Annotated in this window: 20 protein-coding genes and 1 pseudogene; 9 read left to right on the top strand and 12 right to left on the bottom strand. The window is 74.4% G+C overall.

The features are described 5' to 3' along the window. Positions 1-270 precede the first annotated feature (270 nt). Positions 271-978 (bottom strand): alpha/beta fold hydrolase, encoded by a 708-nt coding sequence (locus ACI782_RS24475; RefSeq protein WP_456912719.1) that lies wholly within the window; start codon positions 976-978, stop codon positions 271-273. A gap of 291 nt (positions 979-1,269) precedes the next feature. Further along, positions 1,270-2,634 carry a TrpB-like pyridoxal phosphate-dependent enzyme gene (locus tag ACI782_RS24470; protein ID WP_456912718.1) on the bottom strand — a complete coding sequence of 455 codons (1,365 nt, stop codon included), beginning with the start codon at positions 2,632-2,634 and terminating at the stop codon, positions 1,270-1,272. A gap of 362 nt (positions 2,635-2,996) precedes the next feature. On the opposite strand from ACI782_RS24470, the pseudogene ACI782_RS24465 reads away from it, so the two are divergent. Continuing rightward, positions 2,997-3,902, top strand: a pseudogene (locus ACI782_RS24465) (PDR/VanB family oxidoreductase); the annotation flags it as partial. Positions 3,903-3,920: 18 nt separating this feature from the next. Continuing rightward, positions 3,921-5,132, top strand: coding sequence for a cytochrome P450 (locus ACI782_RS24460; RefSeq protein WP_456912717.1), 1,212 nt, complete (start codon positions 3,921-3,923; stop codon positions 5,130-5,132). A 9-nt stretch (positions 5,133-5,141) separates the two neighbouring features. Here ACI782_RS24460 and ACI782_RS24455 read toward each other — a convergent pair whose 3' ends face one another. Both ACI782_RS24455 and ACI782_RS24450 read right to left on the bottom strand, forming a co-directional pair. Continuing rightward, entirely contained in the window at positions 5,142-6,521 is a 1,380-nt protein-coding gene (locus ACI782_RS24455) for an amidase family protein (RefSeq protein WP_456912716.1), read from the bottom strand. Next, on the bottom strand, positions 6,518-7,903 hold the full coding sequence (locus ACI782_RS24450) for an MFS transporter (protein ID WP_456912715.1): 1,386 nt from the start codon (positions 7,901-7,903) through the stop codon (positions 6,518-6,520). The genes ACI782_RS24455 and ACI782_RS24450 overlap by 4 nt, the downstream gene beginning before the upstream one ends. A 202-nt stretch (positions 7,904-8,105) precedes the next feature. Between ACI782_RS24450 and ACI782_RS24445 the strand changes: the two genes are divergently transcribed. From ACI782_RS24445 to ACI782_RS24430, 4 genes are read left to right on the top strand one after another with little or no spacing between them, the layout of a single operon-like run. Then, positions 8,106-8,435: a putative quinol monooxygenase gene (locus ACI782_RS24445; RefSeq protein ID WP_456912714.1), complete on the top strand. Its 330-nt coding sequence runs from the start codon at positions 8,106-8,108 to the stop codon at positions 8,433-8,435. Beyond that, the gene (locus ACI782_RS24440) at positions 8,432-9,106 is read left to right on the top strand and encodes a hypothetical protein (protein ID WP_456912713.1); all 675 of its coding nucleotides are present in this window, start codon (positions 8,432-8,434) and stop codon (positions 9,104-9,106) included. The genes ACI782_RS24445 and ACI782_RS24440 overlap by 4 nt, the downstream gene beginning before the upstream one ends. A 30-nt stretch (positions 9,107-9,136) precedes the next feature. Beyond that, positions 9,137-9,805 carry a hypothetical protein gene (locus tag ACI782_RS24435; RefSeq protein ID WP_456912712.1) on the top strand — a complete coding sequence of 223 codons (669 nt, stop codon included), beginning with the start codon at positions 9,137-9,139 and terminating at the stop codon, positions 9,803-9,805. After that, the gene (locus tag ACI782_RS24430) at positions 9,802-11,460 is read left to right on the top strand and encodes a TIGR03086 family metal-binding protein (RefSeq protein ID WP_456912711.1); all 1,659 of its coding nucleotides are present in this window, start codon (positions 9,802-9,804) and stop codon (positions 11,458-11,460) included. The genes ACI782_RS24435 and ACI782_RS24430 overlap by 4 nt, the downstream gene beginning before the upstream one ends. On the opposite strand, the gene ACI782_RS24425 is transcribed toward ACI782_RS24430, so the two are convergent. From ACI782_RS24425 to paaA, 7 genes are all read right to left on the bottom strand, one after another. Beyond that, entirely contained in the window at positions 11,436-11,855 is a 420-nt protein-coding gene (locus ACI782_RS24425; protein ID WP_456912710.1) for a thioesterase family protein, read from the bottom strand. The two genes, ACI782_RS24430 and ACI782_RS24425, sit on opposite strands and share 25 nt — an antisense overlap. Beyond that, positions 11,852-12,622, bottom strand: a complete 771-nt coding sequence (locus tag ACI782_RS24420) for an enoyl-CoA hydratase-related protein (RefSeq protein ID WP_456912709.1) — start codon at positions 12,620-12,622, stop codon at positions 11,852-11,854. The genes ACI782_RS24425 and ACI782_RS24420 overlap by 4 nt, the downstream gene beginning before the upstream one ends. Then, on the bottom strand, positions 12,619-13,704 hold the full coding sequence (gene paaE, locus ACI782_RS24415) for a 1,2-phenylacetyl-CoA epoxidase subunit PaaE (RefSeq protein ID WP_456912708.1): 1,086 nt from the start codon (positions 13,702-13,704) through the stop codon (positions 12,619-12,621). The genes ACI782_RS24420 and paaE overlap by 4 nt, the downstream gene beginning before the upstream one ends. Continuing rightward, positions 13,705-14,259 carry a 1,2-phenylacetyl-CoA epoxidase subunit PaaD gene (gene paaD / locus ACI782_RS24410; RefSeq protein WP_456912707.1) on the bottom strand — a complete coding sequence of 185 codons (555 nt, stop codon included), beginning with the start codon at positions 14,257-14,259 and terminating at the stop codon, positions 13,705-13,707. A 5-nt stretch (positions 14,260-14,264) separates the two neighbouring features. Beyond that, a complete protein-coding gene (gene paaC / locus ACI782_RS24405) occupies positions 14,265-15,176 on the bottom strand; it encodes a 1,2-phenylacetyl-CoA epoxidase subunit PaaC (protein ID WP_456912706.1) in 912 nt (303 codons plus the stop codon). 98 nt (positions 15,177-15,274) lie between these two features. Continuing rightward, on the bottom strand, positions 15,275-15,640 hold the full coding sequence (gene paaB, locus ACI782_RS24400) for a 1,2-phenylacetyl-CoA epoxidase subunit PaaB (protein ID WP_456912705.1): 366 nt from the start codon (positions 15,638-15,640) through the stop codon (positions 15,275-15,277). Then, positions 15,637-16,611 (bottom strand): 1,2-phenylacetyl-CoA epoxidase subunit PaaA, encoded by a 975-nt coding sequence (paaA, locus tag ACI782_RS24395; RefSeq protein ID WP_456912704.1) that lies wholly within the window; start codon positions 16,609-16,611, stop codon positions 15,637-15,639. Before paaA ends, paaB begins: the two co-directional genes overlap by 4 nt. Positions 16,612-16,840: 229 nt before the next feature. Here paaA and paaK point away from each other — a divergent pair, with 229 nt between their 5' ends. The 3 genes from paaK to paaZ are packed head-to-tail and all read left to right on the top strand — an operon-like array spanning position 16,841 to position 20,956. After that, complete coding sequence (paaK, locus tag ACI782_RS24390) at positions 16,841-18,181, top strand: phenylacetate--CoA ligase PaaK (RefSeq protein WP_456912703.1); 1,341 nt, start codon at positions 16,841-16,843, stop codon at positions 18,179-18,181. Then, on the top strand, positions 18,178-18,792 hold the full coding sequence (locus ACI782_RS24385) for a TetR/AcrR family transcriptional regulator (RefSeq protein ID WP_456912702.1): 615 nt from the start codon (positions 18,178-18,180) through the stop codon (positions 18,790-18,792). The genes paaK and ACI782_RS24385 overlap by 4 nt, the downstream gene beginning before the upstream one ends. A 19-nt stretch (positions 18,793-18,811) precedes the next feature. Next, on the top strand, positions 18,812-20,956 hold the full coding sequence (gene paaZ / locus ACI782_RS24380; RefSeq protein WP_456912701.1) for a phenylacetic acid degradation bifunctional protein PaaZ: 2,145 nt from the start codon (positions 18,812-18,814) through the stop codon (positions 20,954-20,956). On the opposite strand, the gene ACI782_RS24375 is transcribed toward paaZ, so the two are convergent. Further along, a complete protein-coding gene (locus ACI782_RS24375; protein ID WP_456912700.1) occupies positions 20,922-22,247 on the bottom strand; it encodes a cytochrome P450 in 1,326 nt (441 codons plus the stop codon). The two genes, paaZ and ACI782_RS24375, sit on opposite strands and share 35 nt — an antisense overlap. Between the last annotated feature and the right edge of the window lies 1 nt (position 22,248).

Genomic DNA, 22,248 nt, shown 5'->3' with positions numbered 1-22,248 from the left:
CCCGGCCCGCCGGCCCGACCAGCGCGGCCAACCTGGCCGGCTACTGCACCCCCGACCACCGGTGCAAACACCAGGCCCCCGGCTGGACCCACCGGCTCGACCCCGACGGCACCCTCACCGTCACCACTCCCACCGGCCTGACCGCGGTCACCACACCACCGCCCTACTGACGGCGGGCGGGAGCCCCGTTGACGGCCGGCGGGGCTCCTGCTGACGGGCCGGCCGGGCGCCCACTGACGGCCGGCAGGCCCCACTGACGGCGGGCGATAGTCACATCGTCAGTCCGACCGCGGCGACCCGTTGCGCGATGAGGTCGGCGAGCCGCTCCGGACGGGTGGCGGCGGGGCTGTGGCCACCCGGCCACTCCACGCGGCGCGTGGCGCGCTGTGCCATCGCCCGCTGCAGCTCCGGGTGCACCGCCTCGTCGTCCGTGCAGACGACGTAGGTCGACGGCACCGACCGCCAGGCGATGGCCTCCGGGACGCCGCGGAAGACGCTGCGGGAGACCGGGCGCAACCGGGCGGCGGCAGCCGCGATGACGTCGGCCGGCGCGTCGCCGTAGACCAGGCGGGTCCCGAGCGCGGGGTCGAGGCCGACCTCGTCGCCCGAGATCCGCATCGCCTCGCCCAGCCGGGTGTCGGGGAGCCCCTGCCCGGCACGGGTCCTGCTCACCGAGTCGCCTTCGTCGAGCTGGAACGCCGCCACGTAGACCAGCTCGCGGACCAGCGGGTGCGTCCCGGCGCCGGTGATCACCGCACCGCCGTACGAGTGCCCGACCAGGACCACCGGACGCCCGAAACGGTCGAGCGCCTCGCGGGTCGCCCGGGTGTCCGCGGCGAGGTCGGTCAGCGGCAGGTCGACGGCGACGCTGTCGACGCCCCGTTCGTCGAGCGCGGTGCGGACGGCGTCCCAGCACCACGCGCCGTGCCAGAGCCCGTGCACCAGCACGGCACCGGCCGGGGTCGGGGTGTGCTCCATGCGCGCAGTGTCGCGGGCGCTCTGGCAGCGGTCACCTCCGGGCGGCCTCCGGCGGATGCTGGCCGGGCCTCGATCCGCCCCAGCGCCCGTCGAGCGCCCCGGGAGCGGCGAGCCCCTGCCGCCCCGACGCCCGGTGTCCCGCGTGCCGATCGACGCACGATGGGGGGCGAGATCACCGTCGTCCCCGACGCCACCCCGGCCGACGAGCACCGGTGCGCGCTCTGGGACGCACAGCCCACCGGCTGACGCGGTCGGGCGGACCCGGCGGCCCGCCCGACCGCGCAGCGGCGGTCAGAACGGCTGGTCGCCGGCGGTGGGTTCCGCGGCCCCGGTGAGGTGCTCGGCGAAGGCCGGCAGGTCCAGCTGTCCGTGGCCGGACAGCCCGAGCACCAGCACACCGGCCTCCCCGGTGGCCGCGCGACGGCGGGCCTCCGCGAGCGTCCCCGCGATGGCGTGGCAGGACTCCGGCGCCGGGACCAGCCCCTCGGTGCGGGCGAACAGCACCCCGGCGTCGAACGCCTCGCGCTGGTCGACCGCCTGGGCGGTGATCAGCCCCAGCTCGACGGCGTGGCTCACCATCGGCGCCATCCCGTGGTAGCGCAGCCCGCCGGCGTGGATCGGGTCGGGCACGAAGTCCCGCCCGAGCGTGTGCATCTTCATCAGCGGGGTGAGCCCCGCGACGTCGCCGTGGTCGTACTCGTACCGGCCCCGGGTGAGGGACGGGCACGCCGACGGCTCGACGGCCACCACCCGGGTGTCGGTGCGCCCGGCCAGCTTCTCGCGCAGGAACGGGAACGACAGCCCGGCCAGGTTCGACCCCCCGCCGGCGCAGGCGAAGACGACGTCGGCCTGCTCCTCGCCGAACACCTCCAGCTGGCGCAGCGCCTCCTCCCCGATGACGGTCTGGTGCAGCAGCACGTGGTTGAGCACGCTGCCCAGCGCGTAGCGGGCCTCGGGGTCGGGCGCCGCCGACTCCACCGCCTCGCTCACCGCCATCCCGAGGCTGCCCGTGGTGCCGGGGAAGCGCTCCAGGAGGCCGCGGCCGGCCTCGGTCAGCTCCGAGGGGCTGGGGTGGACGACGCCGCCGAAGGTCTGCATGAGCATCCGCCGGTAGGGCTTGCTGTCGAAGGAGGCGCGCACCTGCCACACCTCGCACTGCATCCCGAACAGCGCGCAGGCGAACGACAGCGCGCTGCCCCACTGGCCGGCGCCGGTCTCGGTGGTCAGCCGCCGCACCCCCTCAGCCGCGCTGTAGTAGGCCTGCGCGACCGCGGTGTTCGGCTTGTGGCTGCCGACGGGGCTGACGCCCTCGTACTTGTAGTAGATCCGCGCCGGGGTCCCCAGTGCCCGCTCCAGGCGGTGCGCCCGGTACAGCGGCGAGGGCCGCCACAGCCGGTACACCTCCCGGACCGGCTCGGGGATCGGCAGGAACCGCTCGCCGGTCATCTCCTGCTCGATCAGCGCCGCCGGGAACAGCGGTGCCATGTCCCCGGGCGCCAGGGGCTGCCCGGTGCCGGGGTGCAGGTACGGCGGCATCGGCGCCGGCAGGTCGGCGGCCAGGTTGTACCAGTGCGTGGGCAGGTCCGCCTCGGCCAGCACGGCCTTGGTCAGCGGGCGGGCAGCGCGGTCCAGCTCACCCACGTGGGTGTTCGTCATCGGGTGCTCTCCTCCAGGGAACGGCCCACCGGCCGCCCGAAGGAGACAGACCTCGGACCATCCGGCGGGGGGACGGTCCGGGCGCGCGTCAGCGAGCCGGGGTCGTCCTCGACGACCAGGCCCACCAGCGCGCGCGACGGCTCACGGCCGCCACCGTAGCCCGGCGACGGGACGCCGCGTCAACCGTCGGAGTTCTCATTGGATGAGAGCCCGGTGGGGCGCCGTGGTGAGCGCGGTCACCCTGGGTGCGCCACCGCAGGGGTGGCCAAGGCGCCCGGGCGCTCACCCCACCAGCGAGGAGAGGCATGCAGAGCAACGGAGCGGAGGTCGGCCTCCACCTCGAGGTCGCCCGACGGGAGACCGTGGCCGACGGCGTGGTCGCGCTCGACCTGCGCGACCCGTCCGGCGCCGACCTGCCCGCGTGGACCCCGGGCGCGCACGTCGACCTCGAGCTCACGACGGACCTGGTCCGCCAGTACTCCCTGTGCGGCGACCCCGCCGACCGGTCGGTGTGGCGGATCGGCGTCCTGCGCGAGCCGGAGAGCCGCGGTGGCTCCTCATTCGTGCACGACAAGCTGCACGAGGGCGACCTCGTCGACGTCCGCGGCCCCCGGAACAACTTCGCGCTGCTCCCCGCGCCGCGGTACGTGTTCGTCGCCGGCGGCGTCGGCATCACCCCGCTGGTCCCGATGGTGGCCGCCGCCACCGCCGCGGGCGCGGAGTGGGAGCTGCACTACGGCGGCCGCACCCTGGCCTCGATGGCGTTCCGGGCCGAGCTCACCGCGGCGCACGGCGCCCGCGTCACCCTCCACCCGCAGGACCAGGTGGGCCTGCTCGACCTCGACCGGCTGCTCGGCGAGCCCCGGCCGGACACGCTGGTCTACTGCTGCGGCCCGGAGCCGCTGCTGCAGGCGGTCGAGCAGCGCTGCGCCGGCTGGCCCGAGGGCGCCCTGCACCTCGAGCGCTTCAGCCCGAAGGAGCTGGGCGACCCCGTCCGGCAGGAGACCTTCGAGGTGGAGCTCGCGCAGAGCGGGCTGACCCTCCTCGTGCCCCCGGACCGGTCGATCCTCGACGTCGTCGAGGCCGCCGGCGTCCCCGTGCTCTCCTCCTGCCAGGAGGGCACCTGCGGGACCTGCGAGACCCCCGTCCTCGCCGGTGAGGTCGACCACCGCGACAGCCTGCTGACCCCCGCCGAGCAGGCAGCTCACGACACGATGTTCATCTGCGTGTCCCGGGCCGCCTGTCCCCGCCTCGTCCTCGACCTCTGAGCCCCAGGAGCCAGCGACATGACCGTCGACAGCCTGCCCGCCACCGACGTCCCCGTGCTGGACGACGACCCGTTCGGCACCGAGGTGCTGACCGACCCCTACGACTTCCACCGCCGGCTGCGCGACGCCGGGCCGGTGGTGTTCCTGCCCCGCTACGGCATCTACGCGATGGGCCGCTTCGCCGAGGTCTCCGCGTCGCTGCGGGACTGGGAGACCTTCGTCTCCAGCCGCGGCGCGGGGCTGGCCGACTTCGCCAAGGAGAAGCCCTGGCGGCCGCCGAGCCTGCTGCTGGAGGCCGACCCGCCGGACCACACCGTCGTCCGGACGGCGATGAACGGCGTCATCTCCCCGCGGAGCATGCGGGCCCTGCGCGAGCGGTTCGCCGCCCCCGCGGCCGAGATCGCCGAGCGGCTGGTGGAGCAGGGCACCTTCGACGCGGTCACCGACCTGGCCGAGGTCTACCCGCTGCGGGTGTTCCCCGACGCGGTCGGCCTGCCCGAGGAGGGGCGGGAGAACCTGCTGCCCTACGGCGGGCTGGCGTTCAACGCCTTCGGCCCGGACAACGAGCTGCGTCGCACCGCCCTGGCCACGGCGGCGCCGGTGCAGGCCTGGATCTGGGAGCAGTGCCAGCGGGAGAACCTGGCCCCCGGCGGCTTCGGCGCGCAGATCTGGGACGCCGCCGACCGCGGTGAGATCACGCACGAGCAGGCGCCGATGCTGGTCCGCTCGCTGCTGACCGCGGGGGTGGACACCACCGTCTACGGCATCGCCAACACCGTCTACGGGCTCTCCTGCCACCCCGAGCAGTGGGCGCAGCTGCACGCGCAGCCGGCCAAGGCCAAGTTCGCCTACGACGAGGCGCTGCGCTGGGAGTCGCCGGTGCAGACCTTCTTCCGCACGACCTCCCGCGACGTCGACGTCTCCGGCACGCACATCCCCGAGGGGACCAAGGTGCTGCTGTTCCTCGGCTCGGCCAACCGCGACCCCCGCCACTGGGGCGATGACTCCGAACACCTCGACCTCAACCGCCGCACCGCCGGGCACGTCGCCTTCGGCATGGGCATCCACCAGTGCGTCGGCCAGCCGGTCGCCCGCCTGGAGACCGAGCTGGTGCTCACCGCGCTGGCCGAGCGGGCCCGCACCCTGGAGCCGGCCGGCGAGCCCACGCCGAAGCTGAACAACACGCTCAAGGGCTGGGCGAGCGTGCCGGTGCGCGTGACGCGCGCCTGACCGGCCGGGTCAGGCGCCGCCCGCGAGGACGGCCTCGACCCGGCCGGCCGCCGCGAGCAGCGCGCCGTCCTCACCGGGCAGGGACTCCAACGAGACCCCGATCGGCAGGCCGGCGGCGGTCGCGCCGGCCGGCAGGGTGATCGACGGCATCCCGGCGGTCGACCCCGGCCCGGTGTTGCGGATCGTGGTCAGGAAGACCGGCACCGGCCGGCCGTTGAGGTCGGTGGTGTCGTCGTCGCCGACCGGCGGCGCCGGCAACGGGACCGTCGGGTAGACCAGCGCGTCCAGCCGCGCGCCGTCCGCGGGGCGGAGGGCGGCGGTGTAGGCGGTGCGCAGCCGATCCCGGACGGCGAGGTTGGACCGGTAGACCTCCTGGGTCACCGACCCCCCGGCGGCCAGCTCCAGAGCGCCCCGGACGTCGGAGGAGGCCACCTGCGCGATCACGTCGTCGAGGGTCAGCCGGCGCTCCGGCCCCGGCAGCGTGGCGAGGTAGGCGGGCAGCTCGCGGGCGACCTCGAAGAACACGATCGGGAAGCCGCACTCGGCGTCCAGGGCGTGCGCGTCGGCCACGCGGACCTCGAGCAGCTCGACGCCGGCGTCGGCGAGCCGGTCGAGCGCGCGCGCCACGGTCGCGGCGACCTCGGGGTGCAGGTCGTCGAAGAAGCCGGTCCGCGGGACGCCGAGCCGCAGCGGCCGGTCCCCGCCGGGCACGGCGGTGTCCCCGGTGACCAGCGCGTCGACGGTGACGACGTCGGCCACGCTCGTGGCCAGGACCCCGGCGGTGTCCCGCGTGCTGGAGATCGGCACCGTGCGGCCGGTGCCCCAGCGCCCCACCGTCGGCCGGAAGCCGACCAGCCCGCAGTGCGCCGCCGGCACCCGCACCGACCCGCCGGTGTCGGTGCCCAGGGCGATCGGGACGACGCCGGTGGCCACGGCGACCGCCGAGCCGCCGGAGGAGCCCCCGGCCGAGCGGCCGGGGTCGTACGGGTTGCGCACCGGGCCGAACGCGGCGTTGTTGCTGGTGATGCCCAGCGCCAGCTCGTGCAGGTTGGTCTTCCCGACGACCGCGGCCCCGGCGGCGCGCAGCCGCTCGACCGCGTGCTGGTCGCGGCCGGGCCGGGAGTCCCGCAGCGACGGCGTGCCGCCACTGGTGGGGAGGTCCCGGGTGTCGAGGTTGTCCTTCACCGCGAGGGGGACGCCGGCCAGCGGCCCCGGCCCGCCTCCCGGGTCGTCGGCGAGGGTGGTGAAGGCGCCGAGGTCAGCGACCTCCCGCGCTCGCGCCAGGGCCGCGGCGACCACCTCCCCGGCGGACGACGCCGCGACGCGGGCCCGGACGTCGTCGAGCCCCGCCGTCCGCACGGTGGTCGCGCCGCCCCGCGGATCGGTCACGGCCGGGGGCCCAGCTCGCCGGCCGCCTCGGGGTGCTCGCGCAGGTACTGCTCGTGGGCCTCGGCCACCCGCAGGTTGTTGCCCCGGGTCTCACCGGCGACGGTCACCGCGACGAACGAGACGACACAGAGCGCCATGATGTAGATCCCGATCGACCCCGACCAGCCGGTCGACTGGATCAGCAGCTCCGCGATCATGGGGGCGAAGGCGCCGCCGAGGATCGCGCCGAGGGCGTAGCCGATGGAGATCCCGGAGTACCGCACCGAGACCGGGAACATCTCCGCGTACATGGCCGACATCGGGCCGTACGACAACCCCAGGCCGACGGTCAGCACCAGCAGGGCGATGCCGTAGAGCCAGATGTCGCCGGTGTCGATCAGCAGGAACAGCGGGACCATCCAGACGAACACCAGCGCGTAGCCGATCTGGAAGGTGCGCACCCGGCCGATCCGGTCCGACAGGGTCCCGCCGTAGAGCGTGAAGACGAGCCAGCCGAACGAGGCGAGGGTGGTCGCCAGCAGGACCGAGGTGCGGGCCATCCCCAGCGCCGTGGTGGCGTAGGCGATGAAGAAGGCGATCAGCAGGTACCCCGCGGCGTTGTTCGCCACGAAGATCAGCGCGGTGAGCACGACCTCCTTGGTGTTCTTCCGGAACAGGTCGCGCAGCGGCGCGGAGGACTCCTTCTTCCGCAGCCGCATCTCCTGGAAGACCGGGCTCTCGTCGACGGCCCGCCGGATCAGGTAACCGATGACGATGAGCACGACCGACAGCAGGAACGGGATGCGCCAGCCCCACGAGGAGAACTGCTCGGGGGTCGTGACGGTGGAGATGAGGAAGAGCACGCCGGTCGCCAGGATCATGCCGATCGGGACGCCGATCTGCGGGTACGCGCCGAACAGGCCGCGCCGGTTGATCGGGGCGTGCTCCACCGACATCAGCGCCGCGCCGCCCCACTCGCCGCCCGCGGAGAAGCCCTGCAGGACCCGCAGCAGGATCAGGATGGCCGGCGCGGCGACGCCGATCTGCTCGTAGGTGGGCAGCAGGCCGATCAGCGCCGTGGAGGCGCCCATCAGCAGCAGCGTGAAGACCAGCATCCGCTTGCGGCCGAGGCGGTCGCCGAACCGGCCGGCGACGATCGCGCCGAGCGGGCGGAACAGGAAGCTGATGCCGATGGTGGCCAGCGAGAGGACCGTGGCCAGGCCCGGGGAGTCCTCGCTGACCGGGGAGAGGAACAGCGGCGCCAGGACCAGCCCGGCGGCCTGGGCGTAGATGAAGAAGTCGTACCACTCGATGGTGGTGCCGGCGAGCGTGCCCGCGAGGACCTTGCGCTGCTCGGGCGTCATCCGCTCCCGCGCTCGCTGTGCCGTGTCGGTCGTGGCCATCCCGCCGTCCCCCTGGAGACTCGATACTGACCGAGCGGTCAGTTATTACGGGCGGAACTGTAGCGGCGGTGTGGTCCGGGACACAACGATGCATTGCCGAACTAAGGGTCCGGCCGCCCGGCGGCGTCCCCTCGGCCTGCGGGGTCCCGTCCGGGCCCCTACCGTGTGGGCACCGTGCGCGGACCGTCCGACAGGGGGCGACATGGCCGTCTTCCGGATCCTCGAGGGCAAGGCACGTCCCGGCGAGCTCGACCGCCTCGCCGACCTCCTCGCCCGCCAGAACGCCGAGGTGGTCTCCGGGACGCCGGGGGCGCTGTTCGCGCAGGCCCTGCGCAGCGGCGACCAGGTGCTCGCGGTGTCGAGCTGGGCGAGCGCCGAGGACATGCAGCGCTACCTCGACCGGGAGGTCACCCAGGAGTTCTACCGGGCCCTGCCCGAGCTGCTCATGGGGATGCCGAGCATCCGCACCTACGAGGTGATCGGCGGCGGCCCGCCCGGCTGGACGGGGGACGGCGACGGGGGGCGGCGGTGAGCTGGTACTACCCCAAGGGCTGGACCGACCAGGAGGACGGGATCGAGGAGGTCCTGATCCACTACGTGTGCACGCCGCCGGGCCAGTGGCCCGACTGGTCGTGGGGGCACGAGTCGCGGGTCCTGGAGGACCGCGGCGGCTTCCCGCGGAACCGGCTGAAGGTGCTGCGCATGCCCCGCACCGTCTGGGACATGGAGCACGGCTGGTCGACGCCGGAGTACCGGTTCCACTACTACTTCGAGGTCTTCCAGAACGGCTCCCGGTGGACGACCGACCGGTTCACCGAGGACATCGTCTACCGGGACCTGGAGTACGTCGACGAGCACGGCTGGACGACGAACATCTGCATCTACTGGTCCGTCGGCGACTGGGGCGCCCCCGTCTACAGCCCCATGGAGGACCCCCGCTTCCCGCGCGACTCCGAGTTCCGGTCGACGAAGTACTACTCGTACTGGGACAAGGAGCGGTTCCACCACGACAAGTTCCACATGCTGCAGGCGATGGAGCGACCGCACCGGTGGCAGGCGCGCATGTACGGCCCGCGCGGGGCGACGCTCGTGCAGCAGTACCACGTCGGCCGGATGTACCCGCCGGAGGAGAAGGACGAGTTCTGGCTGGGCCCGGACGGCCGGGCCGCGCCGGGGGGCAACTGGTGGGTCCACCACCTGTAGACGCCGATCCTGCGAACCGAGGTGTACGTCGTGAGCGAGCTGTCCACCGCCGTCCGTGCCGGTACCGGCGACTTCTTCGCGCTGCGCAAGACCTGGGTCGACCCGGTGCCCGGGATCGAGATGGTCGAGCTGCACTACGCGTGGACGCCGGTGGGCGGGGAGCCGGACTGGGAGGGCGGGGACGCGCGCGTGCTGACCCCGGGCGACAGCGCGCCGGGCGTCCGGACGGCGGTGATCGAGGTGCCGCGGATGGTGGACGGCAGCCGCGACTACGCCCTCCACCACTTCTTCTTCGTCGTCCACGGCACCGAGCGCAGCACCTCACCGGTGGTCACCGAGGAGGTCGTCGCCCGGGAGGTCACCTACCGGGACGAGACCGGGGACTGGACGCACGTCGGCATCGGCTGGGGGGTGTCGCCGGGCGAGCCCGCGCTCGCCGCGCCGAACTACACCGCCGCGGCCATGGACGGCCTGACGTTCGAGGACGGCGGCGGCGGTGCGCCGCCCGAGCCGGCGCCGGTGCACGAGTTCGTGCGCGCCCAGCCGCTGCCGCACGTCTTCCGGGGCCTGGTGTGGGGACCGCGCGGGTTCGAGGTGCGCTACGTGTTCCACCTCGTCCGCGCGGGCAGCCCGCGACCGGAGGACGACGGAGAGACCTGGGACGACAACGGCGGGGACGGGTGGACGCTGACGCTGTGACGCCCTCGACGGGGCCGAGTGCGCGGGAGGCCGACCTCCCCCTGCAGTGGGCGTCGCCGGCGGGGCAGCGGACCCCGGTCGGGCGGGTGCGCTACCGCGGGCCGCTGGCCGCGGCCGGCCGCGACCTGCACCTGCACCTGGGGTTCGACGGCGCCGGCCCGCCGTTCCTCGACGTCCCCCTGGAGCGGGCCGACGACGGCAGCTGGACCGCCGAGGTGCCCGACACCGGCGGGCACGTCCTGCTCGACGCCGCCGTCGCCACCACTGCGCACGACTGGGACAACAACGGCGGGGCCAACTACCGGCTGTGGATCGGCCTGGACCCCGTCGACGCGCACGTGCACGTGCGCACCAGCGGCCTGGACCCGATGGGGTTCGACAGCCTGCGGGTGGCGCTGGCGTCGGGCGGCATGACGCACGGGCTGGTGTCGTGGCAGGACAACCGGTTCGTCGACGAGGTCACCGCGGGGGTCCCGTGGCTGACCCGGCTGGTGTGGGTGAGCCCCGGCGGCCCCGACCCCGACGAGGTCCGCCGGCGGCTCGCCGACGGGGCGGTGGGCCTGAAGCTGCACCCGTCCTACGACGAGTACCCGGCCGACACCCCGGCGCTGGACCCCTTCCTCCAGGTGGCCGCCGAGGCGGGCGTCCCGGTCACCGTGCACACCGCCCCCGGCCCGTCGGACCCGGACCTCGTCCGGCGGCTCGCCGAGCGGTTCCCGCAGGTCCGGTTCGTGCTCTACCACACCTTCCTCGGCCACCCCGAGGGCCGCCGCCGGGCGGCCCGGCACGCCCAGCAGCTGCCCCACCTGTACCTGGAGACCTCCTGGTGCCGCTCGGCGGAGGTGCGGCGGCTGGTCGACGAGGTCGGTGCCGACCGGGTGCTGTTCGGGTCCGACGCCGCCGTGGACGGGCCGGCCCACTTCGTCCGGGAGCCGCCGAACGTCGAGCTGGCCGAGACCTACAACCAGGGCCTGCTGACCCTCGCCCGGCAGCTGCCGGCGGGCACGCTCCGGGCGCTGCTGGAGGACAACACCCGGCGGCTGTTCCGGCTCGCCGCGCCCCCGCGCCCGGCCGCGGTACCGGCGCCGGCCGAGGACGGAGCGGCGCTCCTCGACGATGCCCTCGCGCAGGCCGAGCGGGTGGTGTCGCGGGTCCGGGCCGACCAGTTCGGGCTGCCGACCCCCTGTGCCGGGTGGGACGTGCAGGCCCTGGTCGGGCACCTGCTGGCGATCGTCCGGCGGGCCGAGCGGGTGGCGGGGGGACGGCCGGCGTCCGCCGTCCCCGCCGTGGCGGCCGTCGACCCCCGCGGTCGCTGGGCGGCGTCGTTCGCGGCGGCCGCGAGCAAGGCGCGGCACGCGTGGCAGGCGGCCGCGCCGGCCGAGGTCCCGGTGCCCTGGGGCGTCCTGCCGGGGCCGGTCGGGGCGTCGGGGTTCGTGCTGGAGCTGGTCGCCCACACCGCCGACCTGGCGGGGAGCACGGGGTACCCGGAGCCGCTGGACGACCGGCTGGCGACCGCGGCCCTGCGCGTGGCCGAGCGGCTGGTCCCGGCCGCCCACCGGGGGAGCGGGTCGGCCTTCGCGGCGCCGGTCCGGCCGCCGTCCGGCGCCGGTGCGTACGCGCGGCTGGCCGCCTACCTGGGGCGCGCGCCCCGCTGAGCGGCCCGCGCGCCGATGCGGGCCTCGAGGGCCGCCTCGGGGAGCACGACCTGGACGGTCGTGCCGCGGCCGAGCTCCCGACCGCCGGCGTCGACGGCGGTGCACTCGCAGGTGAGCCGGTTGCCGCGCACCTCGACGCAGCGGGCGGTCACCCGGACCGCGTCACCCACCCAGGCGGGGGCCAGGTGCTCGACCGACACCGACCGCCCGATCCCGGCCTCGCCCGGCTCGAGGAGGCGCAGCAGCAGCTTGCGCCCGGCCTCCTCGAAGTGCTTGGCCATCGTGTAGGTCGCGTACACCGGGTGCACCGGGCCGAGCTCGTCGAACCGGACGGTCATCTCCGGCGTCACCACGACGTCGAGGTCCGCGGCGGCGCCGACGTCGACGGGTCTCACGCCGGCACCCAGCGCGCGGGGCGCTTCTCGCGGAAGGCGGCGATGCCCTCCTGGCCCTCCTCGCTGGCGAAGAACCGCGCGGACAGCGCCAGCAGCTCGGGGAACCGCTCGCCCGGCGAGCCCGACCGGGCGCGCAGCAGGCGCTTGGTCTCGGCCAGGGCCAGCGGCGCGCCCCGGCCGAGGGCGTCCACCTGCGCGGCCACGCAGGCGTCCACGTCGTCGTCCGGAACGGCGAGGTCCACCAGGCCGCCGGCCAGCGCCGCCGCGGCATCGAACACCTCGCCGGTCAGCATCAGCCGGTGGGCCACGTTGGGCAGCATCCGCGGCAGGCAGACCGCGGAGATGACCGCCGGCACGACGCCGACCCGGACCTCGGTGAACGCGAAGGTCGCCGAGGTCGCGGCGACCACGACGTCGCAGGCGGCGAGCAGCCCGACACCGCCGGCCCGGGCGGGCCCGCGGACGGTGGCCACCACGGGCTTCGGGAAGTCCCAGATCGTCTCCAGCAGGGCCGGGAACTCGTTGACCCCCTGGTCCTCCGCGGCCCCGCCGGCGGCCTCGGCGAGGTCCATGCCCGAACAGAACACCCGGCCGGTGTGGTCGAGCACGACCACCCGGACCGCGTCGTCGGTCCGCGCGTCGGCCAGGGCGTCGCGGAGCTGGGCCCGCATCGCCCAGGAGAGCGCGTTGCGGTTGGCGGGGGTGTCGAGGGTCAGGGTGGCGACCCCGCTGCGGACGTCGATCCGCAGCACCTGCTCGCCGCTCACGCGTCGAAGTCCACGGTGACGGCCTCCGACAGCGGCACGGTCTGGCAGGTGAGCACGTACCCGGCCTCCACCTCCCGCGGCTCGAGGGCGTAGTTGCGCCGCATCTCCACCTCGCCGTCGGTGACCCGCGCCCTACAGGTGCCGCACACCCCGCCCTTGCAGGCGAAGGGGAGGTCGCCGCGCACCTGCTGGGCCGAGTCCAGGACCGGCACGTCCCGGGGCAGCGTCATGGTGGTGGTGCGGCCGTCGAGGACGACGGTGACCTCGCTGCTCGGCCCGGTGACGGTCGCCTCGTCGCCGCGGACCGGCTCCGGCGGGACGTCGTCGACGTAGAACAGCTCCTGGTGCACCTTCTCGGCCGGGATCCCGAGCTCGGCCAGCAGCGCGCGGGCCTCGCTGACCATCCCGTGCGGGCCGCACAGCCACCAGTGGTCCACGTGCTCGGCGTCGACCAGGTTGTCGATCAGTGTGCGCAGCCGCGCGCCGTCGAGCCGGCCGCTGGTCAGCTCGGCGTCCCGCGGCTCCCGGGAGAGCACGTGCACCAGCTGCAGGCGGGTGCCGTAGCGGTCCTTCAGGTCGGCGAGCTCGTCGGCGAACATGACGGTGTTGGTGCGCCGGTTGCCGTAGAAGACGGTGACGGTCGACTCGCCGTCCCGGAGGACGCTGGCGGCCAGCGACAGCGCCGGGGTGATGCCGGAGCCGGCGACGACGAAGACGTGGTCGGCGGGCACCGACAGGTCGGCGGTGAAGGTGCCCGACGGGGGGAGCACCTCGATCTCGTCGCCGGGCCGCACCGAGTGCACCAGGTAGGAGGAGAAGAACCCGCCCGGGACCTCGCGGACGCCGATCCGCGGCGCGGCACCCACCGGCGCGCAGATCGAGTACGAGCGGCGCTCGTCGCGGTCGCCGTCCACCCGGCGCAGGGTGAGGGCCTGGCCCGGCTTGAAGACGTAGTCCTCGGCCAGCTCCGGGGGGACGTCGAAGGTCACCGCGACGGCGTCGTCGGTGAGCTGCTCGACGCGGGCCACCTTCAGCGGGTGGAACTGCGGCCTGCGCCGCGCAGGGGCCTCGGCGGTGGTCACTCAGATCTCCTTGACGTGCTCGAACGGCTCGCGGCAGCTGCGGCAGCGGCGCAGGGCCTTGCAGGCGGTGGCGCTGAACTCGCTCAGCTCCTCGGTGTCGGCCGAGCCGCACACCGGGCAGGTCGCGGTGCGGCGGCTCGGCCCCAGCTGCAAGGGCACGGGGCCGGCGGTGCGGACGGGCGCCTTCCCGGGCGGGGCGATGCCGCCGGCGGTGAGCTTGCGGCGGCCGTCGGCGCTGATCCAGTCGGTGGTCCAGGCGGGGGAGAGCACGGTGCGCACGTCGACGTCGGCGAAGCCCGCGCGGTGCAGGGCGTGCAGCAGGTCGGCGCGCATGACCCCCATCGCCGGGCAGCCGGAGTAGGTCGGGGTGATCTCGACGACGACGGTGCCGTCCTCGACCCGGACGTCCCGGAGGACGCCGAGATCGGCGAGGGTCAGCATCGGCAGCTCGGGGTCGGTGACCGTCTCGGCCACGGCCCGTGCCTCCTCGACCGTGGGGCCTTTGTGGCCACTTTGGCCGCTGGGGTCGGTGGTGAGCGTCTGCTGCGGGGTCACGGCCGTCACCAGGTGGCCGCCGGGTGCTGCCGGGCCAGGCCCTGCAGGGTGGCGAGCAGTTCGGTCAGCTCCGCCGTGTGCTCGCCGGCGCGGCCTCGGGGCGCGGCGGGGGCCGGCCACTCGGGCACCCGCAGCGTCGCCTGGTCGAGCACCTGCGTGAGCACCGAGACGACCTCCTCGCGGACCGCGGCCGGGTCGACGGCGACGCCGGCCGCGGCGAGCCGGGCCTCGACCTCGGCGGCGGTGAGGACGTCGTCCAGCAGCGGCCAGACGGCGTCGGCGCCGGCCTGCGCGCGGCGGTGCGACTCCTCGGTGCCGTCGCCGAGCCGGAGCACCCAGCGGGCGGCGTGGTCGCGGTGGTAGGCCAGCTCGTTGACGCCCTTGGCCGCTATGGCGGCGACCACCGGGTCCCGCGACTCCCGCAGCCGGGTGAAGACCGCGAGCCGGACCGTGGCGGCCACGAGCAGCCGGACCATCGTCTGCGCGAAGTCGCCGTTCGGGGCCTCGACCAGGCCGGTGTTGCGGAACTCGTCGGGGTCCCGGAAGTAGGCCAGCGCGTCCTCGTCGGGGATGCTCTCCGTGGTCCGGTCCCGCGAGCGGCCGAGCACGCCGACCGACCCGGCCCGCGCCAGCAGCAACCGCGCCTGGCCCAGCAGGTCGAGGGCGACGTTGGCGATCGCCACCTCCTCCTCGAGCTCCGGCGCGGCGGTGATCCACTGGGTCAGCCGCTGGGCGAGGACGAGGGCGTCGTCACCCAGCATCAGGCAGTACTCGCCGAGGTCTGCCGGGTCGATCCCGTCGGGGACGGTGGTGTCGACGCCGGCCAGCGGCTCGTCGAACCCGGTGCCGAACGCCCAGTGACCGTGGTCGTCCCCGGCGTTGACCAGCGAGTCGTACACCGTCTCTTCGTGCCCCATGCCAACGCTTCCTTCCTGGTCGTGCGTGCCGCGGTCGGCCCCCTCCCAGGGCCCCGCCGCCGCGAGGAACGAGCGGTGGAGGGGAGGGAGAGGGTGTCTCACATGTGGGGGACGTCCTCGGGGATCTCGTAGAACGTCGGGTGGCGGTAGACCTTGTCGCCGCTGGGGGCGAACATCGGGTCCTTCTCGTCGGGGCTGGACGCGGTGATGTCGGCGGCCTTGACCACCCAGATGCTCACGCCCTCGTTGCGGCGGGTGTACAGGTCGCGCGCCGCGTGCACGGCCATCTCGTCGTCCGGCGCGTGCAGCGAGCCCACGTGCACGTGGTTGATGCCGCGCTTGCCGCGCACGAAGACCTCGTAGAGCGGCCAGTCCCGCCGGCCGGCCGCCGGCTTCGGCGCGACCGGCACCTCGGGCCCGGTGGGGACGGCGCCGTGCCCGCCCTCGGCCGTCACGTCGCTCATGCCCGCGCTCCCGCGTGCTTCTCGGCGTACGCCGTCGCCGCCTCGGTCACCCAGGCGTTGTCGTCCCGGGCGGCCCGGCGGCGGGCGATCCGGACGTGGTTCATCGGGCCGCCGCCGGAGATGACCCGCTTGAACTCGTCCCAGTCGATGTGGCCGAACCGGTAGTGCCCGGTCTCGGGGTCGAAGGCGAGGTCGGGGTCGGGCAGCGTGACGCCGAGGAACTCCGCCTGCGGCACCGACATGTCGACGTAGCGCTGGCGCAGCTCGTCGTTGCTGTGCCGCTTGATGCCCCACGCCATCGACTGCGCGGAGTTCGGGCTGTCGTCGTCGGGCGGGCCGAACATCATCAGCGACGGCCACCACCAGCGGTCGACGGCGTCCTGCACCATCGCCCGCTGCTCGGGCGTGCCGCGCATCATCGTCATCAGCAGCTCGTAGCCCTGCCGCTGGTGGAAGGACTCCTCCTTGCAGATGCGGATCATCGCCCGGGCGTAGGGCCCGTAGGAGGAGCGGCACAGCGGCACCTGGTTGCAGATCGCCGCGCCGTCGACGAACCAGCCGATGACGCCGACGTCGGCGTAGGTCAGCGTCGGGTAGTTGAAGATCGAGCTGTACTTCTGCCGGCCCTCGATGAGCTTGTCGGTGAGGTCGGCCCGGTCGGCGCCGAGGGTCTCCGCCGCCGAGTACAGGTACATGCCGTGGCCGGCCTCGTCCTGCACCTTGGCCAGCAGGATCGCCTTGCGCCGCAGGCTGGGCGCCGCCAGCAGCCAGTCGCCCTCGGGCTGCATCCCGATGATCTCGGAGTGCGCGTGCTGGGCGATCTGGCGGATGAGCGTCTTGCGGTAGCCCTCGGGCATCCAGTCGCGCGGCTCGATGCGGTGCTCGGCGGCGATCGTGGCGTCGAAGTGCTCCTGCAGGGCGGCGTCGTTCGGGCTGTCGCCCGCGGGCCGTTCCAGGGTGGGCGCGGACATCTCGTCCCCTCGGGGTGCGACGTCGATCGGTCAATTACTGACCGGATGGTCGGTAATGAGTGTGCACGAGCAGGGCGGGGCGCACAAGCCCGCACCCGGGACTTCCTCGCCGGGGCTTGACAGTGCGCCCGCCGAGGAGTTGGTTACCTGACCATCCGGTCGGTATTTCGCTCCCCGGCGCCGACCGACCGTCCGGCGACGATGCTCAGGACCCACGGAGGCCTCCGCCATGACCGCCACCACCAGCGAGACGTCCCGACGCCTGGGGTCGGCGCCCGACCCGGGCCTGCTCGACCCCGCCGAGCGGATGGGGGTCGACGAACTGCGGGCCCTCCAGCTGGAGCGGCTGCAGTGGACCCTGCGGCACGCCTACGAGAACGTGCCGCACTACCGGCGGGCCTTCGACGACGCCGGCGTGCACCCCGACGACTGCCGGGAGCTGGCCGACCTGGCGCGGTTCCCCTCCACCAGCAAGGCCGACCTGCGGGAGAACTACCCGTTCGGCATGTTCGCCGTCCCCCAGGAGCAGGTCCGGCGGGTGCACGCCTCCTCCGGCACCACCGGCCGGCCCACCGTGGTCGGCTACACCGAGCAGGACATCGACACCTGGGCCACGGTCATGGCCCGCTCGATCCGCGCGGCCGGCGGGCGGCCGGGGGACAAGCTGCACAACGCCTACGGCTACGGCCTGTTCACCGGCGGGCTCGGCGCCCACTACGGCGCGGAGAAGCTGGGCTGCACCGTCATCCCGATCTCCGGTGGCATGACCCCGCGGCAGGTCCAGCTCATCCGCGACTTCGAGCCACGGGTGGTCATGGTGACGCCGTCCTACATGCTCACCGTCATCGACGAGTTCGAGAAGCAGGGCATGGACCCGCGGGCCAGCTCCCTGGAGATCGGCATCTTCGGCGCCGAGCCCTGGACCGAGCAGATGCGGCGGGAGATGGAGGAGCGCGCCGGCATCCACGCCGTCGACATCTACGGCCTCTCGGAGGTCATGGGGCCGGGCGTGGCCCAGGAGTGCGTGGAGACCAAGGACGGCCTGCACATCTGGGAGGACCACTTCTACCCGGAGGTCATCGACCCGCTGACCGGTGAGGTGCTGCCCGAGGGCGAGCAGGGCGAGTTGGTGTTCACCTCGCTCACCAAGGAGGCCATGCCGGTCATCCGCTACCGGACCCGCGACCTCACCCGGCTGCTGCCGGGCACCGCCCGCCCGGGCATGCGCCGGATGGAGAAGATCACCGGCCGCACCGACGACATGATCATCCTGCGCGGGGTGAACCTCTTCCCGACCCAGATCGAGGAGATCGTGCTCCGCACCCCCGGGCTGTCCCCGCACTTCGCCCTGGAGCTCGTCACGCGGGGCCGGATGGACCACCTGATCTGCCGCATCGAGGCCCGGCCCGACTGCCCGCCCGAGCGGCGGGAGGCGGCCGCCGCCGAGGTGACGAAGGGCGTCAAGGACACCGTCGGCTGCAGCATCGAGGTGCTCGTCGTCGACCCGGAGACCCTCGCGCGGTCGGTGGGGAAGCTGCAGCGGCTCGCCGACCACCGGGAGCGTGCGTGACGTCGACGGCTGATCCGGCCCGGGTGCGGCGCGGCCGGCCCGGGCACTCGCTCGACACGCTGCTGGACACGGCCGTCGCGGTCTTCAACGAGCGCGGCTACGACGCCACCAGCATGGACGAGCTGGCGACGCGCCTGGGCATCACCAAGTCGGCGATCTACCACCACGTGTCCAGCAAGGTGGAGCTGCTGCGGCTCGCCCTCGACCGGGCCCTGGACGCGCTGTTCGCCGTCATCGAGGAGCCCGGCGCGACGACCGGGCCGGCCATCGACCGGCTCGAGCACGTCGTCCGCGGATCGGTCCGGGTGCTGACGGCGGAGCTGCCGTACGTCACCCTGCTGCTGCGGGTGCGGGGCAACTCCCCGGTCGAGGAGGCCGCGCTCGCCCGTCGCCGCCGCTTCGACCGCATCGTCACCGACCTCGTGCGCGCGGCCGAGGACGAGGGGGACGTGCGTCCCGACGTCGACCCCGCCGTCACCAGCCGGCTGCTGTTCGGCACCGTCAACTCCCTCACCGAGTGGTACCGCCCGGACGGCGGCCTGTCGGCCGACGCCCTGGCCGACGCCCTCGTCACGACGACCTTCCAGGGCCTGCGCGCCCGGCCGTCCTGAGCCACCCCAGGAGATCCGCATGACCGCACCCCTGCTCGAGAGCTACGTCGCCGGCCGGTGGTACGCCGCCCCGGACGAGGGCGCGCCCATCGCCGACGCCGTCACCGGCGAGACCGTCGTCCGCGTCAGCAGCACCGGGCTCGACGTCCCCGCGATGCTCGACCACGCCCGCAGCGTCGGCGGGCCGGCGCTGCGCGAGCTGACGTTCCACCAGCGGGCCGCGCTGCTCAAGCAGCTGGGCCTGAGGCTCATGGCCGACAAGGACGAGTTCTACGCGCTGTCCCGCCGCACCGGCGCGACCGACCGCGACAGCGCGGTCGACGTCGACGGCGGCTTCGGGACGCTGCTCTCGTACGCGTCGAAGGGCCGCCGCGAGCTGCCCGACGACACCGTCGTCCTCGACGGCCCCGTCGAGCCGCTGGGCAGGGGCGGCACCTTCGCCGGCCAGCACCTCTACACGCCGCTGCGCGGTGTCGCGGTGCAGATCAACGCCTTCAACTTCCCGGTGTGGGGCTTCCTGGAGAAGCTGGCGCCGGCCTTCCTCGCCGGCGTCCCGACCGTCGTCAAGCCGGCCAGCCAGACCGCCTACCTCACGGCGGCGGTGTTCCGGGAGATCGTCGAGTCCGGCCTGCTGCCGGAGGGTTCGGTGCAGCTGCTCGCCGGCAGTGCGGCCGGGCTGCTCGACGGCCTGGCCGGTCAGGACCTCGTCTTCTTCACCGGCTCGGCCGCGACCGCCCGGAAACTGCGCAGCAACCCGGCGGTGGTGGCCAACTCGGTGCGGTTCAACGCCGAGGCCGACTCGCTCAACTGCTCGGTGCTCGGCCCCGACGCCGGCCCGGACACCCCCGAGTTCGAGCTCTTCGTCGAGCAGCTGGTCACCGAGATGACGGTGAAGGCCGGACAGAAGTGCACCGCGATCCGCCGGGCGTTCGTGCCCCGCGGGCTGGTGGACGACGTCGTCGAGGCCACCCGGGAGCGGCTGGCGCAGGTGGTGGTCGGTGCACCCGGCGCCGAGGGCGTCCGCATGGGCGCGCTGGCCGGTCTCGACCAGCGCGAGGAGGTGCTGCGCTCCCTCAAGGCGCTGCGCGGCGTGGCCGAGCTGGTCGCTGGCGACCCGGAGCACTTCGAGGTCGTCGGGGCCGACCGCGACCGCGGCGCGTTCCTCCCGCCGATGCTGCTGCGCTGCGACGACCTGGCCGCCGCCGAGCCGCACGACGTGGAGGCGTTCGGCCCGGTGAGCACGGTCCTGCCCTACGACGGCGTCGAGCAGGCGGTGGAGCTGGCCGCCCGCGGGCAGGGCAGCCTGGTCGGCTCGGTGGTGACCCACGACGAGCAGTTCGCGCGGGAGTTCGTGCTGGGCGCGGCGCACGCGCACGGCCGCATCCTGGTGCTCGACCGCGACGACGCGGGGGAGAACACCGGCCACGGGTCGCCGCTGCCGGTGCTCGTGCACGGGGGGCCCGGCCGCGCCGGCGGCGGCGAGGAGCTCGGTGGCATCCGCGGCGTGCTGCACCACATGCAGCGCACCGCCGTCCAGGCCTCACCGGACATGCTCACCGCCGTCGGCGGCCGCTGGGTCACCGGCGCGCGGCGGAACGACGACGGCGTCCACCCGTTCCGCAAGTCGCTGGCCGAGCTGCGCATCGGCGACTCGGTGACCGCCGGCCCGCGGGCGGTGACGCTGGAGGACATCGAGCACTTCGCCGAGTTCACCGGCGACACCTTCTACGCGCACATGGACGAGGCGGCCGCGGCGGCCAACCCGCTGTTCGGCGGGCGGGTGGCCCACGGCTACCTGATCGTCTCCTGGGCGGCGGGCCTGTTCGTCGACCCGGACCCGGGCCCGGTGCTGGCCAACTACGGGGTGGACGACCTGCGCTTCCTCACCCCCGTCAAGCCGGGGGAGGAGCTGACGGTCACGCTCACCTGCAAGCAGATCACCCCGCGCGGCGGCGCCGACCACGGCGAGGTCCGCTGGGACGCCGTCGTCGTCAACACCGAGGGCAAGCCGGTCGCGACCTACGACGTCCTGACGATGGTCGCCAAGACCTGGCCGTGTCCGGAGTGGGGGGGGGGGGGGGGGGGGGGGGGGGGGCCCCGCCCCCCCCCCCCCCCCCCCCCCCCCCCCGCTACGCGGGGGTCCAGGCGATCGGCAGGCGCTTGACGCCGCGCTGGAAGTTCGACCGCAGCAGCGCCGGCGGCCCGTCGAGCTCGAGCGTGCTCGCGCGCCGCAGCAGCTCGCCGAACAGCGCCCGCATCTGCACCCGGGCCAGCTGACCGCCGAGGCAGAAGTGCGGGCCGTGCCCGAACGACAGGTGCGGGTTCGGGGCGCGGCGGACGTCGAAGGCGTCCGGGGCGGCGAACACCGCCTCGTCCCGGTTGGCGGACGTGAACGAGACGACGACCTTGTCCCCGGCGCGGATGCGGACGCCGGCGAGGTCCACGTCGCGCGTCGCGGTGCGGCGGAACACCATCACCGGGGTCCACCAGCGCAGCATCTCGTCGACCGCGCCGGGCAGCAGGGACGGATCGGCGCGCAGGGCCGCCAGCGCCTCGGGGTGCTGCAGCAGCGCGATGAGCCCGCCCGGCAGGCCGTTGCGCAGCGTCTCGTTCCCGGCGACGGCGAAGAGCCAGAACAGGTTCTCGAACTCGTCGTCGCTGACCGCACCGTCCTCGTCGTCGACCTGGGCCAGCAGGATCGACATGACGTCGGCGCCGGGGGAGCGGCGCTTCTGCTCGGCCAGCAGGCGGGCGTACTCGTAGAGGTCGGGCATGCCGGCGCGGGTGCGCGGGTCGGGCATCCGCCCGTCCGGTCCGGGTGCCGGGCGCAGCGCGACGGCCGCCCGGGCCATCGGCGTCCCACCCGTGCCGTCGAAGTGCGACGACGTGGCGTAGTCGGGGTCCTGCCAGCCGATCACCCGGTTGGACCAGTCGAACATCAGCCAGCGGTCCTCGGCCGGCACCCCGAGGACGTCGGCGAGGGTGAGCAGCGGGAGGTCCGCGGCGACGTCCTTGGCGAAGTCGCACCGGCCCTCCACCGCGCCGTCCACCATCCGGTCGACCAGCCCCGCCGCCGTCGCCTCGATGGAGGCGGTCAGCGCGGCGACCGCCCGCGGCGTGAACGACCGGGTGAGCAGCCGCCGCAGCCGGGAGTGGTCCGGCGGGTCCATGTTGAGCATCATGCGGCGGACCCAGGCGAGGTCAGCGGCGTCGCGGACCTGGGTCGCGCCCAGCCACGAGGAGAACGTCGCGGGGTCGCGGAGCACCCGCTCGACGTCGGCGTGCCGGAGCACCAGCCAGAACCCCGGGCCGGCCGGCTGGCCGTGCAGCGCGGGCTCCTCCACCCAGGTCACCGGCGACTCTGCCCGCAGCCGGCGCAGCAGCTCGAACGGCGGCCCCTCCTCGTAGGTCGCCGGGTCGACGAGGACGGCGGGATCCAGCGCCGCTGACGCCATG

It is taken from the genome of Geodermatophilus sp. SYSU D00703 (assembly GCF_054050155.1).
This window is presented reverse-complemented; position numbering and strand designations above follow the sequence as displayed.